Origin of the sequence: Pseudomonas sp. FEN, assembly GCF_904067045.1 — a bacterium.
GTDB lineage: Bacteria > Pseudomonadota > Gammaproteobacteria > Pseudomonadales > Pseudomonadaceae > Aquipseudomonas.
Genome location: NZ_CAJFDC010000012.1, coordinates 211601 through 228981 on the forward strand (window position 1 = coordinate 211601; position 17381 = coordinate 228981).

The window sequence follows — 17381 nt, forward strand, 5'->3', positions numbered from 1 at the left end:
AAGTAAAACGCCGCGCTCCAAGACAGAGCGGCGGCCTTCAATTGATCTGGAATGGGTAAACCGAGCCCAGTTTAAGGATTTGCGTCAGTTCATCCAATGCCGTGCGACATTCAAGCAGCAACTGCGGGTCGGCCAGGTCGCTTTCACGCAGGCTGTCGCGGTAGTGCTTGTCGACCCATTGGGTCAGCGTGCCATACAACGGCGCCGTCATGATAACCCCCGGATTGACCGCCGCCAGTTCGTTTTCCTTCAAGGCCACGCGCAAGCGCAGGCACGCCGGGCCACCGCCGTTCTGCATGCTCTGCTTGAGGTCGAAGACCTTGACCTCACGAACCGGGCCAGTGGCGCTGGTCAGTTCCTGCAAGTATGCCCAGACCCTTGGGTTTGCACGGCACTCTTCCGGCACGATCAGCAGCATGCCGCCGTCGGCACGGTTCAACAGCTGACTGTTGAACAGGTAGGAACGCACGGCGTCCTCCACCGCCACTTTCGAGCGCGGCACGCAGATCGCCTGGAAGTTGCCACCACGCTTGGCCAGCTTGCCCCGCAATTCGGCGAGCATCTGTTCGGTCTCGAGAAAGGCGTCTTCGTGGTAGAACAACACCTCGCCGTTACCCACCGAGATCACGTCGTTGTGGAACACCCCCTGATCGATCACTGCCGGGTTCTGTTGAGCATAGACCACGCCATCGTCGCTCAGGCCATGCAAGCGGGCGACCGCCTGCGAGGCTTCGAGGGTCTGGCGCGCCGGATATTTCTGCGGGGCCGGGTAGCGGGTATCGAAGGCGCTGCGGCCGAACACGAAGAACTCGACGCCGGCGTCACCGTACTCACGGCAGAAACGCGTGTGGTTGGCCGCGCCTTCGTCGCCGAACTGGACCACGGCGGGCAGCGCCGCGTGATGGGCGAAATGCGTCGAGTCGGCGAACATGGCGCCCAGCACGCGGCTGGTGGTCGGGTGTTCGATACTGCGGTGGTATTTGCAATTGAGGTTGGCGGCGGTGAAGTGCACGCGGCCGTCGGCGGTGTCGGCGCTCGGGCTGACGGTGCAGGCGTTGGCCACCCACATGCTCGACGCCGAACAACTGGCAACCAGCAGTGGCATCGCCTGTTTGGCGACCCGCTCGATCACTTGCGCATCGCTGCCGGTGAAACCGAGGCTGCGCAGGGCCGCCACATCCGGGCGTTCCTGCGGAGCCAGCACACCCTGGACATAGCCCATGTCCATCAGCGCCTTCATTTTCGCCAGGCCTTGCAGCGCCGCTTCCTTGGGATTGGAAGCCTGCTGGCTGTTGCTCTGGGAGGCGACGTTGCCGTAGGACAGGCCGCCGTAGTTATGGGTTGGGCCTACAAGACCGTCAAAATTGACTTCAAAGGATTTCATCGGCGAGGCTCCATGAATCTGTTTTTATAGGCATCAAAACATCAGTGTATGGCGACCGCTTCGCGGTCATCGCCAGCTTGCTGGCGATAGGGCTCGCAGGCCCGCCGGCTCAGGACAGCCGGATACCCGGAGCCAAGGTCGCGGGCACCGTCAAGCTCGGCGTTTCCAGCGACGCCACCGGGTACGCGCAATAATCCGCCGCGTAATAGGCGCTGGCGCGATGGTTGCCCGATGCCCCGACCCCACCGAACGGTGCGCTGCTGGCCGCGCCGGTCAGTTGTTTGTTCCAGTTAACGATCCCGGCCCGGCTTTCCAACCAGAACTGCTGGTAACGTGCCGCGGAATCCGACAGCAGGCCTGCCGCCAGGCCGTACTGCGTATTGTTGGCTTCAGCAATCGCCGCATCGAAATCGGCGTAGCGGATCACTTGCAGCAACGGGCCGAACAACTCCTCATCCGGACGCTCGGCCACGGCCGTCACATCAACAATACCCGGGGTCAGCAATGCCGCAGTGGCTTGCGGCTGAGTCATGGCCAACAACGCCACTGCGCCATGCCCCAACAGCTGCGCCTGGGCTTCCATCAACGCACGCGCGGCCCCCAGGGATACCACCGAGCCCATGAACGGTGCCGGCTGTTGGTCGAACGCACCGACCTCTATGGTCGCGCTGACCGCCACCAGGCGCTCCAGCAGCTTGTCGCCCCAGGCCCCCGCGGGCACCAGCAGACGACGGGCACAGGTGCAACGCTGGCCGGCGGAGATAAAGGCCGACTGAATGATGGTGTACACCGCCGCGTCCAGATCCTGGACCTGATCGACCACCAGCGGGTTGTTGCCGCCCATTTCCAGGGCCAGGATCTTGTCCGGACGCCCGGCGAATTGCTGATGCAGATGGTTGCCGGTGCGACTCGAGCCAGTGAAGAACAGACCGTCGATACCCGGATTCGCCGCCAGCGCGATCCCGGTTTCCCGCGCGCCTTGCAACAGGTTCAACACACCCGCCGGCAGGCCAGCCTCGATCCAGCAGCGCACGGTCAGCTCGGCGACCTTGGGAGTCAGCTCGCTGGGTTTGAACAGCACGCTGTTACCGGCCAGCAACGCCGGCACGATATGCCCATTGGGCAGGTGGCCCGGGAAGTTGTAAGGACCGAACACCGCCACCACGCCATGGGGCTTGTGGCGCAACACCGCGGTGGCGTCGCCCAGCGGGCCGCTCTTCTCACCGGTACGCTCGCGGTAGCTCTGCACCGAGATGGCGATCTTGTTGACCATGCTGGTCACCTCGGTCGCCGCTTCCCACAGGGGCTTGCCCGTTTCTTCACCGATGCAGCGGGCCAACTCGTCGGCACGCTTTTTCAACTCGGCGGCAAAGCTCTCAAGCACTGTAATACGCTCGTCGAGGGAACGCCTGGCCCAGGCCGGGAACGCCTGGCGCGCGGCCTGCACGGCGGCGTCGACCTGTGCGGCGCTGGCGCCCTTGCCGGACCACAGCACCTGCTGGGTAACCGGGTTCAACGATTCGAAGGCTTCGCCCTGGCCTGCCTGCCAGGCACCCGCGATGTAAAGCGTGCTCATTATTTCGACTCCCGGGAAGCAGACAGCGGAACCGCGCGAACCTGATCGCCCGCACTCAGTTGAAGACGTTTGGCGGTCAGCGGATCGACCACCAGGGTACCCGCCGCCAGACGCGCCGGGGCCGCCGTGATGCGGCAGTCCTCGCGCTTGCGATTGTGGATCAGGTACGGCGTGGCATCCTCCCCCGGAGTGCCGATGGCCAACACCAGCGCCTGGCTGTCGCGCACCGCGCGGATCTTGCTGGTCTCACACTCCACCGCCGGGCCCGCGTCGAAGATGTCGACATAGCCCTGGTAACTGAAACCTTCGCTCTTGAGCATGGCCAGTGCCGGCTCGGTGTCGCTGTGCACCTTGCCGATCACCGCGCGCGCCTCTTCGGAGAGGAAGCAGGTGTACAACGGAAACTTGGGCATCAGTTCAGCGATAAAGGCCTTGTTGCCCACCCCGGTCAGGTAATCGGCCTGGCTGAACTCCATCTTGAAGAAGTGCCGGCCCAGGCTTTCCCAGAACGGCGAACGCCCGGCGGCGTCGGACATGCCGCGCATTTCGGCAATGATCTTGTTGCCGAACAGCTCCGGAAACTCAGCGATAAACAGCATCCGCGCCTTGGCCAGCATGCGGCCATTGAGGCCACTGCGATAGTCGGCATGCAGGAACAGCGAGCACAGCTCCGAGTTGCCGGTCAGGTCGTTGGCCAGGAACAGCGTCGGAATCTCGCGGTAGATCTTCAGTTCCTGGGAGGCGCTGACCGTCAGGCCGACCCGGAAGTTGTACCACGGCTCACGCAGGCCCACGGCGCCGGCAATGGCACTGATGCCGACCACGCGGCCATCGTCGTTTTCGAGTACGAACAGATAATCCGCATCGGCGCGACCGGCTTCGCCAGTGAAGGTTTTTTCCGCCCAGCCGACCCGATGGGCCAGGCGCTCTTCATTGGCCGGCAAGGTGGTCAGGCCGGTGCCGGTGCTGCGGGCCAGGTCGATCAGAGCGGGTAAATCGCTGCTGCGTACGGGACGAACGATCATGCTATCTCCTCAAACGGGCACCGGCTGACGGGTGCCCGCGAAACTCGCTGTAAGGCTGCTTTCGATACCGGCCTTAAACCGCTACCAGGCGCACGCTGGCACCTTCGCCGACCCCCAGGGCCTCGGCGGCTTGCAGGTCCAGGGTGACCGGTTTACCCGGTGCATAATCGAGCTCCAGCAGCACCGCGCGGTAGTCCTGAAGCAGCGCATTGGACACCAGGTATTGGCGGCCGCCACCCTTGCCGACATCACCGATCTTCACCGGTACCACGCGGCTCTGGGCGATGGAACGAATCCCACTGACCCGCGCATGCAGGGTCGGGCCACCGTCGAAGATGTCGATGTAGTGATCGGTTTCGAAGCCTTCGCGCATCAGGATGTCGAAGGTGATCTGCGCACGCGGGTGCACCTGGCCCATCGCCTCCTGGGCCGCGTCCGGCAGCAGCGGCACGTAGATCGGGTAATGCGGCATCAGCTCGGCGAGGAATGTTCGGCTTTTCAGGCCGCACAGGCGCTCGGCCTCGGCGTAGTTCAAGTCGAAGAAGTTGCGACCGATGGCGTCCCAGAACGGTGAGTCGCCATGCTCGTCGCTGTAGCCGACGATCTCGGTCACCACCGAATCGGCGAAGCGTTCCGGATGACTGGCGACGAACAGCAGGCGCCCGCGGGAATTGAGTTCCGACCAGGCCGAACCCACCAGTTCCGGGACCACGTAGAAGCTGGTCAGCAAGCTGTTGCCGGTCAGGTCGTGGCACTGGGAAAGCACATGGATCTTGTTGTGGATCTTCAGCTCGCGGGACGCATGCACGAAGGTCTCGTTGCGGAAGCTGTAGAACGGCTCCGAGTAACCCGCCGAGGCAACGATGGCCGAGCAGCCCGCCAGCTTGCCGGTGGCGGTGTCTTCGAGCACGAAGAAATAGCTTTCTTCGCCATTGAAGCTGACTTCGGCGGCGAACGAGGCTTCGCTGGCCGCGATCTTGTCGCGCAGGCGGCCTTCGTCATCCGGCAGGGAAGTGACACCGATCGGGCTGTCCGCGGCCAGGCGCCGTACCTCGTCCAGGTCAGCCATTTGCGCGGGGCGCATCACCAGCATGGTGTCACTCCTTCAATCCAGAACAGGTCGGCGCTTGGCGCCGACAGAAAAAAATACCGGGTGGGGTACGCCGAGCTTTTCTGTAGGAGCAAGCTGGCTCGCGATGCAGGCGCCGGGTTTTTTCAGACAAACCGCAGTGATGCCATCGCGAGCCAGCTCGCTCCTACAAGCAGGGGCGTGCGTGCCCGGTACAGGAAATATAGGCCCGGCGGCGGCCATCCTGGGCCAACGCCAGGCGGTCCATCAGGCTTGCGTCAACTTGGCCACGGCGCGCTCGAAGCGATCCAGGCCTTCCTTGATGTCCGCGTCCTCAACCACCAGGCTCGGCGCAAAGCGAATCACGTCCGGACCAGCTTGCAGGATCATCAGGTTTTCTTTTTCCGCGGCGTTGAACACGTCCTTGGCCTTGCCCTTCCAGGCATCGGCGAGTACGCAACCGAGCAACAGGCCCATGCCACGGACCTGGGTGAACAGGCCGTATTTGGCCCCGATCTGCTCCAGGCGGGTCTTGAATGCAGCGTGCTTGGCATTGACGCCGCTCAGCACTTCAGGGGTGTTGACCACATCGATCACCGCGTTGCCGACCGCACACGCCAGCGGGTTACCACCGTAGGTGGTGCCGTGGGTGCCGACCACCAGGTGCTTGGCCAACACCTCGGTGGTGAGCATCGCGGCAATCGGGAAGCCGCCGCCCAGGCTCTTGGCGCTGGTGAGGATGTCCGGGATCACGCCGTATTGCATGTAGGCGAACAGCGCGCCACTGCGCCCCATGCCGGTCTGTACTTCGTCGAACACCAGCAATGCGTTGTGCTGGTCACACAGCTCGCGGGCACCTTGCAGATAGGACTGCTCGGCCGGCAGTACGCCGCCCTCGCCCTGGATCGGTTCCAGCACCACGGCGCAGGTCTTGTCCGAGATCGCGGCTTTCAGTGCGTCCAGGTCATTGAACGGCACATGGGTGATACCAGTGATCTTCGGCCCGAAGCCATCGGAATACTTCGACTGGCCACCGACGTTCACGGTGAACAGGGTGCGCCCGTGGAAGCTGTTGAGCGCGGCGATGATTTCGTACTTTTCCGTACCAAAGCGGTCGAACGCGACACGCCGGGCCAGCTTGAACGCAGCCTCGTTGGCCTCAGCGCCGGAGTTGCAGAAGAACACCCGCTCGGCGAAGGTCGCGTCCACCAGTTTCTTGGCCAGGCGCAGGGCTGGCTCGTTGGTGAAGACGTTGGACACGTGCCACAGCTTGTTTGCCTGTTCAGTCAGTGCGCCAACCAGTGCCGGATGCGCGTGGCCCAATACGTTAACCGCGATACCGCCGGCGAAATCGATCAGCTCCCGGCCGGCCTGGTCCCATACTCGGGAACCCGCGCCACGCACAGGAATAAAAGCCGCAGGTGCGTAGTTGGGAACCATGACCTGATCGAAATCGGCGCGTTGCACCGGAGCTTGCTCAACGGACATCGGAGTCTCCTGAAGAGGAACGCTTGCCTGGAACTGGCGAGCGATGGGGGGATTGTAAGGACAGTTTTCGGTCGGCCCTTGCCGCCAAGCGACAACTTCTTATAGCGCCAAACCGGGTTTAGCCGGGGTTGTCGGCAATGCGACAATTTGCGTCACAAAGGCGCAGTTTAAACGTTGGCCACTGTTTTGGTATCTATTTAGGCACGTGTGGCAACGGACGCCGGACAGCCTCGATGCTGACGAGAAACCGTCCCATGCCGCCCGCGAAGAGTCACCCTCAGCCGCGTTCCGAAGGCACCGACGACAACTCGAACGGACTGCTGCTGCGCCGCTGATTGCGATCCTCGCGCGGCGTGGCGCCAAAGAAGTTGCGGTAGGCGCTGGAGAAATGTGGCCCCGAAGAGAAACCGCAAGACAGGCCGATCTGGATGATCGACTTGCTGGTCTGCATCAGCATCTGCCGGGCCTTGTTCAGGCGCAGCTCCAGATAATACTGGCTCGGTACGCGGTTGAGGTACTGCTTGAAGATCCGCTCCAACTGGCGTCGCGACACACAGACATGCTGGGCGATCTCGTCGGTGGTCAGTGGTTCCTCGATATTGGCCTCCATCAACAGCACCGCCTGGGTCAGCTTCGGATGACTGGAGCCCAGGCGGTTCTGCAACGGAATACGCTGGCGCTCGCCACCTTCGCGAATGCGCTCGACCACCAACTCCTCGGAGACCGCGCCGGCCAACTCGGCGCCATGATCGCGGGCCAGGACCGCCAACAGCAGGTCCAGCACCGACATGCCACCGCAGGCGGTCAGGCGGTCACGGTCCCAATCGAACAGATGACTGGTGGCGATCACCTTGGGAAACCGTTCGGCGAAATCATCCTGCCAACGCCAGTGCACCGCCGCGCGATAGCCGTCGAGCAAGCCGAGCTGGGCCAATGGGTACACCCCGGCGGACAAACCGCCGACCACGCAGCCGGCGCGAACCAATTGTTTGAGCGCGCCGCTCAAGGCCGGAGTCAGGCTGGTGGGTGGCTCGTCCGCCAGCAGGAAGAGCTTCTGGAAACCTTCCAGCTTGCCAACCCAGGACTCGCCCGGTAGTTGCCAGCCACCACCGGACAAGCTCTCGGCGGGCACTTCAGCCTGCAGGAACGACAATTCGTAGACGACTTCCGGATGCACCCGCTGAGCGACACGCAAAGCCTCCTCGGCCAGCGCCAGCGTCAAGGCTTGGGTGCCGGGCCAAATCAGGAAACCAATTCGATGGGCAGTCATGGCAGGCAATCCGAAAACAGAACAGAGTGAAAAGCCGAGGGCGGCCAACTCAAAATAGACCACGCCGCGCTCGGCGCGGAGCATGACCTATTCGGGTGCGCAACGGCAGCATAAAAAGCGGCGGCTATTTCAAACTGCCCGAAAGGAATTGCTGCAGGCGCTCGGATTGTGGATTGGCCAGCACTTCGCGCGGATTACCGCGTTCTTCCACCACGCCCTGGTGCAGGAACACCAGTTGATTGGAGACTTCACGGGCAAACCCCATCTCATGGGTGACCACCACCATGGTCCGACCTTCCAGGGCCAGGGCCTGCATCACCTTCAGCACGTCGCCCACCAGTTCGGGGTCGAGGGCCGAGGTCGGCTCGTCGAACAGCATCACTTCCGGCTCCACCGCCAGCGCCCGGGCAATCGCCACGCGTTGCTGCTCGCCGCCGGACATATGACCCGGGTAGGCATCCTTGCGATGTGCCACGCCGACTTTCGCCAGGTAGTACTCAGCCTTTTCCAGCGCCTCTTTCTTCGACATGCCGAGGACATGAATCGGCGCCTCGATGATATTTTCCAGCGCGGTCATGTGCGACCACAGGTTGAAATGCTGGAACACCATCGACAGCCGCGAACGCATGCGCTGCAACTGTTTTGGATCGGCGGCCTTCAGCGCACCGTCCTTGCCGGCCACCAGCTTCAACTCTTCATTGTTGAGCAGGATGCGCCCGGCATAGGGCTGTTCCAACAGATTGATGCAGCGCAGGAACGTACTTTTGCCGGAGCCACTGGAGCCGATGATGCTGATCACATCGCCAGCGGCGGCGGCCAGGGACACCCCCTTGAGCACCTCGTGACTGCCATAGCGTTTATGCAGGTCTTGGACTTCAAGCTTGTACATGCGGTCGGTTCTCACAAAAACAGTCAGGTCAGTCGCTGAGCAGGCGTCCGTGGCGAAGCGGTACGCGCCCCGCCACCTTGGCCAGCCAGATCGAGGGTTGGGCGTAACGCAGCCGCTCCACGGCATACAACACACCGCTCGTGCCGGCACATACGGTGCTGACCCGGTCGGATAATGGATCGATCACTTCGAACAGGGGGTCGCCGGCTTCCACCCAACTGCCCACCGGCTGCAGGAAACTCAACACGCCCGGGTGCGGCGCATAGAGCAATTCGGTGCCTTCGAACGGCATGCCCTCGCAAGGTTCCTGCTGCGGGGCCGGCCATTCGCCGGCGATCAGGCCCTGCTCGGCGAGAAACGCCAGAATCCCTTCGGCCTGGGCCTCGGCCTGCTCTCGAGCGGTATCGGCCTGGCCGCCCAACTCAATGGTGGTGGCCATGCACGCCAGGGGAATCGGTGCGCCCGGGAACTCCCGCGACAGACGCAACCAGGGTAACGAGCAAGCCTCGTCGAACGAAGTGCCACCCGACTCTTCCGCCAGCAAGCCGACGCGAACCTTGAGCCGCGCCGCCAGGGAACGCCACTGCGGCCAGTGCTGGGGCAAGGCATACATATGCAACGCGGCTTCGCAATCGCAATGCAGGTCGAGCACCAGATCGGCATCGCAGGCGTGACGCAGCAACACCCGCTGCATGCCCTGCAACTGACTGGTCGCCGCCGGCAACGCGGCCAGCACCTCGAGCATGGCCTGGCGAATCAGTTGCACATTGGCGTGCGGGTCATCGCCCAGGCGATCTTTCAGCAAGGCGCTGACCGGCTCGCTCAACTGGACGAAATCACGGTTGAAGTTCTTACCGCTGCCGTACTCGAAACGCCCCTGGTGATTGCCTTGCAATAACTGGCCGAGGCCAATCGGATTGGCCACCGGCACCAGTTCGATCACGCCCTTGAGGGCGCCGCGGGCTTCCAGCTCGAGCAGGCGTTTTTTCAGTTCCCAGGCGGTACGCATGCCCGGCAACTCGTCGGCATGCAGGCTGGCCTGGATATAGGCCTTGCGCTCGCCAGCGCCAAAACGAAACACCGACACCTGGCGTTCGGTACCCAGGCTGCCCCAGGGCAAGGGATGATCAATACGTTGCATAGTCAGTGTTTCCTCGGCGCCAGGTAACCCAACCAGCGGCGCTCGGCCAGCTTGAACAGGCGTACCAGGATAAAGGTCAGACCCAGGTAGAAGGCACCGGCGGTGATGTAGGCTTCGAACGGCAGGTAATACTGGGCGTTGACGGTGCGGGCGGCGCCGGTGATATCGATCAGGGTCACGATGGAGGCCAGACTGGTGGTCTGCAGCATCATGATCACTTCATTGCTGTACTGCGGCAACGCCCGGCGCAGGGCCGACGGCAGGAGGATGCGGCGGTACAACTTGTAGCGCGACATGCCCATGGCCTTGGCCGCCTCGATTTCGCCATTGGGCGTGGCCCGCAGGCTGCCGGCGATGATTTCGGCGGTGTAGGCGCTGGTGTTGATGGCAAAGGCCAGGCAGGCACAGAAGGTCGCGCTCGACAGCCAGGGCCAGAGGAAACTTTCGCGCACCGCTTCGAACTGGGCCAGGCCGTAGTAGATCAGGAACAACTGCACCAGCATCGGCGTACCGCGAATCACATAGGTGTAGAGCCAGGCGCCCATGTTCACCAGCGGTTGCTTGGAGACCCGCATCAGCCCCAGCGGCAACGCCGCGAGCAGACCGAACAGCAACGACAAGGCCAACAGTTTCAGGGTGGTCAGCAAGCCGCCGAGGTACAGCGGCATGGCTGCCCAGATGACGTTGTAGTCGAAGATCATAGATCAGCCGCCCTTACGCCTACCGAGTAGCGCTTCTCAAGGTGACGCAGCCCCAGCAACGAGACACTGGTGATCACCAGGTACATCGCCGCCACTGCGAGGAAGAAGGTGAACGGCTCACGGGTGGCATCCGCCGCCTGCTTGGCCTTGAACATCATGTCTTGCAGGCCGACCACGGAAATCAGCGCGGTGGCCTTGGTCAGGACCAGCCAGTTGTTGGTGAAACCGGGAATCGCCAGGCGAATCATCTGCGGCACCAGCACCCGGAAAAACACTTGCAGGCCGCTCATGCCGTAGGCCATGCCGGCCTCGGCCTGTCCCTTGGGGATCGCCATGAAGGCGCCGCGGAAGGTTTCCGATAGGTAGGCGCCGAAAATGAACCCCAGGGTGCCGATACCGGCGGCCAGGGGATTGAGGTCGATGTAGTCGTCATAGCCGAGCAACGGTGCGACGCGGTTGAGCAGGTCCTGGCCACCGTAGAAGATCAACAGGATCAGCACCAGGTCGGGAATCCCGCGGATGACCGTGGCATACAGGTCGCCCAGCCAGGCCAGCCAGCGCACCGGCGACAGACGCAAGGCCACCCCGATCAGCCCCAGAACAATGGCCAGGGCCATGGAGGACAAGGCGAGCTGAAGCGTCAGCCAAACGCCATCGAGGATGACAGCCCCGTAGCCTTTCAACATGATTCAGGTCCTCGAAATTAGGGATGAAAAAATGGCGCAAACCTCAGAGCTCCTGCTGCTTGCGCCATTTCCGACTTGTCGCTGCGACGGCTTACTTGCCGTAGATATCGAAGTCGAAGTACTTGTCCTGAATCTTCTTGTACGTGCCGTTGGCGCGGATCGCCGCAATGGCGCCGTTGATCTTGTCCAGATCGGCCTTGTCGCCCTTGCGCACGGCGATACCGATGCCATCACCGAAGTACTTCTCGTCGGTGAATTGCGGGCCGACGAAGGCGAAGCCCTTGCCGGCGTCGGTCTTCAGGAAACCGTCCTGCAGCAGGGTGGCGTCGGCCACGGTACCGTCGAGGCGGCCGGCGGCCACGTCCAGGTAGATCTCGTTCTGCGAACCGTAAGGCTTGATCTCGGCCCCCAGCGGCTTGAGGACTTCTTCCGCGAAGCGGTTGTGGATCGAACCGCGCTGCACGCCGATTTTCTTGCCCTTGAGCTCGGCCAGGTTGTCACTGACAACACTGCCTTCCTTCATCACCAGGCGAGCCGGGGTGTTGTAGTACTTGTTGGTGAAGTCGACCGACTTCTTGCGATCTTCGGTGATCGACATCGACGACAGGATGGCGTCGATCTTGCGGACCTTGAGGGCCGGGATCAGACCGTCGAACTCTTGCTCGACCCAGACGCACTTGACCTTCATTTCCGCGCACAAGGCATTGCCGATGTCGTAGTCGAAACCGACGATGCTACCGTCCGGCGCCTTGGACGCAAACGGAGGGTAGGCGGCTTCGATACCAATTTTCAGTGGTTTTTCATCGGCGAAGGTCGGCAGCGACAGCACGGACAGTGCCAGGGCGCCAAGCAGCACGAGTTTCTTCATCTTAGGACTCCATCGGTCAAGGGCAAAACGGCAGAGTGAGCAACAGCCCAATATGCGGATGGGAAAGCAGTCTTCGCGTAGCGGTCGGCAGTGAACGAATTCGGCATGAGCCACGCCAAGCGAGTGATCGGCATTCTAACGACAGGTCCGAAGCCGATAGTTCCTCAATGCGACAACTAATTACAGAAGCACCGAGAAAGCACCTCGGACACATTGACAGCCCTTGAGTTTTATGCAAAGGCAAAAGAAGGGGTTAACCGATCTATCCTGCAAATAGCGGGCCTATTATTGGCAAAGCCTTCTATTCCGGCAAGCACGACGTTCGATGAGATTTCAAAGCCTCAGGATTCGGGCCAGAAACGAGCACGGGCGTTTCCCTTTGCCTCGCATAAGCGCAGCAGGTGACACATTTAGTTACCCACTGAACAATGGGTAACAGAGGGAGAAATTCGCAGCAAAAACCGATATTTATCTCACTTCACTCACGGACACTGCCTCCGCCCCTGTAGGAGCGGCGGCCGGTTGCTCCTACAAGGCAAACACCCCCAAAAAACAAAAGCCCCGCCTGGCACTAGGCCAGACGGGGCTCGGTCAACCTTGAACGCGTGTTACGCGGCGTTCATGGCCTTGTGGGTATCGATCAGATGCTGCACCACACCCGGATCCGCCAGGGTGGAAATATCCCCCAGGCCGTCGTACTCGCCCGTGGCAATCTTGCGCAGGATACGCCGCATGATTTTCCCCGAACGGGTCTTCGGCAACCCCGGCGCCCACTGGATGACATCCGGCGTGGCAATCGGCCCGATCTCCTTGCGCACCCAGTTCTTCAACTCCAGGCGCAGCGCCTCGCTAGGCTCTTCGCCACCGTTGAGGGTGACATAGACATAGATACCCTGCCCCTTGATATCGTGCGGCACCCCCACCACCGCCGCCTCGGCGACTTTTGGATGGGCAACCATGGCGCTCTCGATCTCGGCGGTCCCCATGCGGTGACCGGACACGTTGAGCACGTCATCCACGCGCCCGGTGATCCAGTAGTAACCATCCTCGTCACGGCGCGCACCGTCACCGGTGAAGTACATGCCACTGAAGGTCTTGAAGTAGGTATCGACGAAACGGTCGTGATCGCCGTACAGGGTCCGCGCCTGGCCCGGCCACGAATCGAGGATCACCAGGTTGCCCTCGGCGGGCCCCTCGATGATGTTGCCCAGGTTGTCCACCAGCGCCGGCACCACGCCGAAGAACGGCCGTGTCGCCGAGCCCGGTTTGAGCGCGTGAGCGCCCGGCAGCGGGCTCATCATGTTGCCGCCGGTCTCGGTCTGCCACCAGGTATCGACGATCGGGCAGCGCGACTTGCCGACGTTCTTGTAGTACCACTCCCAGGCTTCCGGGTTGATCGGCTCGCCCACCGAACCGAGCAGGCGCAGGCTGCTGCCATCGGCGCCTTCAACCGCCGCCGTACCCTGGGCCATCATGGCGCGGATCGCGGTCGGGGCGGTGTAGAGGATATTGACCTTGTGCTTGTCGACGATCTTCGCCACCCGGGTGATGTCCGGATAGTTCGGTACGCCTTCGAACATCAGGGTAGTCGCGCCGTTGGCCAGCGGGCCGTAAACGATATAGGTGTGGCCGGTGACCCAACCGACGTCGGCGGTGCACCAGTAGACCTCGCCCGGACGGTAGTCGAACACCCGCTCGTGGGTCAGCGCCGCATACAGCAGGTAACCGCCGGTGGTGTGCTGCACACCCTTGGGCTTGCCGGTGGAGCCGGAGGTGTAGAGGATGAACAGTGCTTCTTCGGCGCCCATCTCTTTCGGCGCACAGACGCTGCCAGCGACCTTCATCAGGTCCTCGAACCAGATATCGCGATGCTGGTTCCACTTGATATCGCCACCCGTGCGCTTGCACACGATGACTTTCTGGACACTGCTGGTTTCCGGATTGGTCAGGGCGTCGTCGACATTGGCCTTGAGCGGGATCTTCTTGCCGGCACGCACACCCTCATCGGCAGTGATCACCACTTTGGAACGGCAGTCGATGATGCGACCGGCCAGGGCTTCCGGCGAGAAACCACCGAACACCACCGAGTGAATCGCACCGATGCGGGCACAGGCGAGCATGGCGACCGCGGCTTCGGGGATCATCGGCATATAGATGGTCACCACGTCGCCGCGATGTACATCCTGGCCACGCAGGGCGTTGGCGAATTTGCAGACCTGCTCGTGCAGCTCGCGGTAAGTGATGTTGCGGGATTCGGCGGGATCGTCGCCTTCCCAGATGATCGCGACCTGATCGCCACGCTCGGCCAGGTGGCGGTCCAGGCAGTTATAGGAAACGTTCAGGGTACCGTCGGCAAACCACTTGATATCGACATGGTGATCGTCGAAGGAGGTCTGCTTCACCGTGGTGAAAGGCTTGATCCAATCGAGGCGCTTGGCTTGTTCGCGCCAGAAGCCGTCTGGGTTGACGACTGACTGCTGGTACATCGCCTTGTAGGTCGCCTCGTCGGTCAGCGTAGTCGCCAGAACCTCAGGACGAACGGGGTACAGGGAAGCCGCACTCATCTTTCTTACCTCGGTGGATAGTTGTTGTTTTATGGCCCCGTTGTAGCCGGGCCTGCGCCATGAAGCCATTCGACGATGGTAGTAACAAAACCCGGCAAACGCTCGTACCAACCGCAGCGAGGCTTCAAGCCTGCCGCCTGTAGCGATTTCCGGGGTACTGAAAATAACTCGAAAAGCCGTCCCGGGAGACGTTTTTCGACGATTGTTACAGGTTTTGTCAATAGTCTTTATCAAAACCCCCTCTATATGAATGTTTGGCAGACTCTTAACATTCGTTTCGCCAACTAAGGCAACGAATTAACTTAGCGACAGCCCCCACGAAGGCCGTTAATTCGAATTCAAATCAAGACCGTTACACACGTAGCCTGACAAAGGCTACGTGACCCCTTACGACACAAAGAAGGTAAATCGAGATGAAAGCTCTAGTCGTTCTGGCCCTCAGCAGCCTGTGTGCAACCGCCATGGCCGATGAGATTCCAACCGACGCTGCCAGCCAGAACGTTCCGGTGGAACAATACACTTACAGTTCTCACCCAGATGTTCACAAAGTTATCTCCATGAGTGAAGTCCCGGATGTTTGCGAAGTTGTCCCGGCACGCATGGTCTATGAAGATTCACAAGGTACCCGGCATATCATGGAATACCGCGTAATGGGGAACGGCTGCTCCCATGGTTAAAACCCCGGCTTGACCCCGCGCTGTAAAAGCACCCGCCGCAAGAAGCGATTCTTGCGGCAAAGGTGTTCCCCCGCACCACCGCCCCGCCTGCGCTCAAATCATTTCGGCAAAAACTGGCTGAAACACCCAGACAAAAACCTTATACTGTCGGTCTCCATTCGCGCCTGAAAAAGCGTCGAATCGAGCTGAAAACCCTCGTCGATTCAGCCTCTTGCAGGCCACAGGGGAAGGCCTGGCGCCCTCTCCCAGCGACGACACGGGGCCATCCCGTACCTATTCAATGTTTTTTGCGTGCGCTAACCGCTGCTGCAAGCAACACATCCTTTAGATCCAAAGCGGCCAGTGGCCGTGTGACAAGCAAACCATCAGTGTTTTTCACACGGGCATCCGGCCCTCACGCAGGAGACGACACGTCATGCTGAGCTGGGACGAATTCGACAAAGAAGAAGGCGAGGTTGCCGTCAAGGGCGCCAACGCCGGGCACGCCACCGAAGCCAACATGGACCGCCTCGACAGCGCCGGTGGCGCCGCGGCCCAGGAAGCCCGTGCCGTGACCGCTTCCGACTCGGCCGCCATCGCCCGCGCCAAGGCGGCACTCGATGCCCTCGACGTCGCCGAAGGCCTGGCCGAACTCGAAGGCGCCTCGGCCCGTGTCGCGGTCGACGAAAAGCGCATGATCAACTGCCGCGCCGACCTCAACCAGCTGGTGCCGTTCAAGTACGACTGGGCCTGGCAGAAGTACCTCGATGGCTGCGCGAACCACTGGATGCCGCAAGAAGTCAACATGACCGCCGACATCGCCCTCTGGAAAGACCCGGAGGGCCTGACCGACGACGAGCGCCGCATTGTCATGCGCAACCTCGGCTTCTTCTCCACCGCCGACTCCCTGGTGGCGAACAACCTGGTGCTGGCCGTGTACCGCCTGATCACCAACCCCGAGTGCCGCCAGTACATCCTGCGCCAGGCCTTCGAAGAGGCGATCCACACCCACGCCTACCAGTACTGCATCGAATCGCTGGCCATGGATGAAGGCGAGATCTTCAACATGTACCACGAGATTCCTTCGGTGGCGAAAAAGGCCACTTGGGGCCTGAAGTACACCCGTTCGATCTCCGACCCGGAATTCAAGACCGGCACCGTCGAGACCGACAAGGAACTGCTGCGCAACCTGATCGCCTACTACTGCGTGCTGGAAGGGATCTTCTTCTACTGCGGCTTCACCCAGATCCTGTCCATGGGTCGGCGCAACAAGATGACCGGCGTGGCCGAGCAGTTCCAGTACATCCTGCGGGATGAATCCATGCACCTGAACTTTGGCATCGATGTGATCAACCAGATCAAGATCGAGAACCCGCACCTGTGGGATACCGAGATGAAGGAAGAAGCCACGCAGATGATCCTCCAGGGCACCCAGCTGGAAATCGAATACGCGCGTGACACCATGCCGCGCGGCGTGCTGGGCATGAACGCGGCGATGATGGAGGATTACCTCAAGTTCATCGCCAACCGTCGCCTGAGCCAGATTGGCCTGAAGGAAGAGTACCCAGGCACCACCAACCCGTTCCCATGGATGAGCGAGATCATGGACTTGAAGAAGGAGAAGAACTTCTTCGAGACCCGCGTGATCGAGTATCAGACTGGCGGTGCGTTGAGCTGGGATTGATCGGGCATTCACTTTGAGTGAATAGACTGGAATACCGAAAAGCCCTGAACCTGTTCAGGGCTTTTTTGTTTGCCTTTGATCACTGCGTTATGAAGCCATGTGTTTTGCTTCCAGCCCACGCGTTTCGATCACATCGAACATGTCACTGGCATCCTGTAACAACAGCCGCGAAATCGCGGCGATATTGCCCAGGTCTCGTGGATCGCTATCGCTCAGTCGGCTACAGGTGAACAAGGTCATCAACTTGTTGACCGCCCGCATGCGTTCGCTGACGCGGGCGTGCAGATCAACCAGCGGGGCATTGGTCGATGTAGAGAACGGGGAATTCAGTGGATACGCTGTCCATCGGGATAAAGCGCCTGGGGGCATGCTCGGTATGC

General features: G+C 61.4%; 14 protein-coding genes. 2 read left to right on the plus strand and 12 right to left on the minus strand.

Annotated features, from left to right (window positions below; all coding sequences use genetic code 11):
* Positions 1–37: 37 nt before the first annotated feature.
* From astB to acs, 12 genes are all read right to left on the minus strand, one after another.
* The gene (astB, locus tag PFEN_RS13130) at positions 38–1384 is read right to left on the minus strand and encodes an N-succinylarginine dihydrolase (protein ID WP_191487244.1); all 1347 of its coding nucleotides are present in this window, start codon (positions 1382–1384) and stop codon (positions 38–40) included.
* Positions 1385–1493: 109 nt separating this feature from the next.
* Complete coding sequence (gene astD / locus PFEN_RS13135; RefSeq protein WP_191487485.1) at positions 1494–2963, minus strand: succinylglutamate-semialdehyde dehydrogenase; 1470 nt, start codon at positions 2961–2963, stop codon at positions 1494–1496.
* Positions 2960–3985 (minus strand): arginine N-succinyltransferase, encoded by a 1026-nt coding sequence (astA, locus tag PFEN_RS13140; RefSeq protein ID WP_191487245.1) that lies wholly within the window; start codon positions 3983–3985, stop codon positions 2960–2962. The genes astD and astA overlap by 4 nt, the downstream gene beginning before the upstream one ends.
* A gap of 73 nt (positions 3986–4058) precedes the next feature.
* Positions 4059–5078, minus strand: coding sequence for an arginine/ornithine succinyltransferase subunit alpha (gene aruF, locus PFEN_RS13145; protein ID WP_191487246.1), 1020 nt, complete (start codon positions 5076–5078; stop codon positions 4059–4061).
* Positions 5079–5321: 243 nt separating this feature from the next.
* Positions 5322–6542, minus strand: a complete 1221-nt coding sequence (locus PFEN_RS13150; protein ID WP_191487247.1) for an aspartate aminotransferase family protein — start codon at positions 6540–6542, stop codon at positions 5322–5324.
* A gap of 277 nt (positions 6543–6819) precedes the next feature.
* Complete coding sequence (gene argR, locus PFEN_RS13155) at positions 6820–7812, minus strand: transcriptional regulator ArgR (protein ID WP_191487248.1); 993 nt, start codon at positions 7810–7812, stop codon at positions 6820–6822.
* 124 nt (positions 7813–7936) lie between these two features.
* Positions 7937–8701, minus strand: a complete 765-nt coding sequence (locus PFEN_RS13160) for an ABC transporter ATP-binding protein (protein WP_191487249.1) — start codon at positions 8699–8701, stop codon at positions 7937–7939.
* Between the two features lie 28 nt (positions 8702–8729).
* The gene (locus tag PFEN_RS13165) at positions 8730–9842 is read right to left on the minus strand and encodes a succinylglutamate desuccinylase/aspartoacylase family protein (RefSeq protein WP_191487250.1); all 1113 of its coding nucleotides are present in this window, start codon (positions 9840–9842) and stop codon (positions 8730–8732) included.
* A 2-nt stretch (positions 9843–9844) separates the two neighbouring features.
* Entirely contained in the window at positions 9845–10543 is a 699-nt protein-coding gene (locus tag PFEN_RS13170; RefSeq protein WP_191487251.1) for an ABC transporter permease, read from the minus strand.
* A complete protein-coding gene (locus PFEN_RS13175; RefSeq protein WP_191487252.1) occupies positions 10540–11229 on the minus strand; it encodes an ABC transporter permease in 690 nt (229 codons plus the stop codon). Before PFEN_RS13175 ends, PFEN_RS13170 begins: the two co-directional genes overlap by 4 nt.
* Before the next feature lie 91 nt (positions 11230–11320).
* Complete coding sequence (locus tag PFEN_RS13180; protein ID WP_191487253.1) at positions 11321–12097, minus strand: ABC transporter substrate-binding protein; 777 nt, start codon at positions 12095–12097, stop codon at positions 11321–11323.
* A gap of 608 nt (positions 12098–12705) precedes the next feature.
* Positions 12706–14661, minus strand: a complete 1956-nt coding sequence (gene acs / locus PFEN_RS13185) for an acetate--CoA ligase (protein WP_191487254.1) — start codon at positions 14659–14661, stop codon at positions 12706–12708.
* A gap of 413 nt (positions 14662–15074) precedes the next feature.
* Here acs and PFEN_RS13190 point away from each other — a divergent pair, with 413 nt between their 5' ends.
* Positions 15075–15338, plus strand: a complete 264-nt coding sequence (locus tag PFEN_RS13190) for a DUF2790 domain-containing protein (protein ID WP_191487255.1) — start codon at positions 15075–15077, stop codon at positions 15336–15338.
* Positions 15339–15753: 415 nt separating this feature from the next.
* Positions 15754–17001, plus strand: a complete 1248-nt coding sequence (locus PFEN_RS13195; RefSeq protein WP_191487256.1) for a ribonucleotide-diphosphate reductase subunit beta — start codon at positions 15754–15756, stop codon at positions 16999–17001.
* Positions 17002–17381 lie beyond the last annotated feature (380 nt).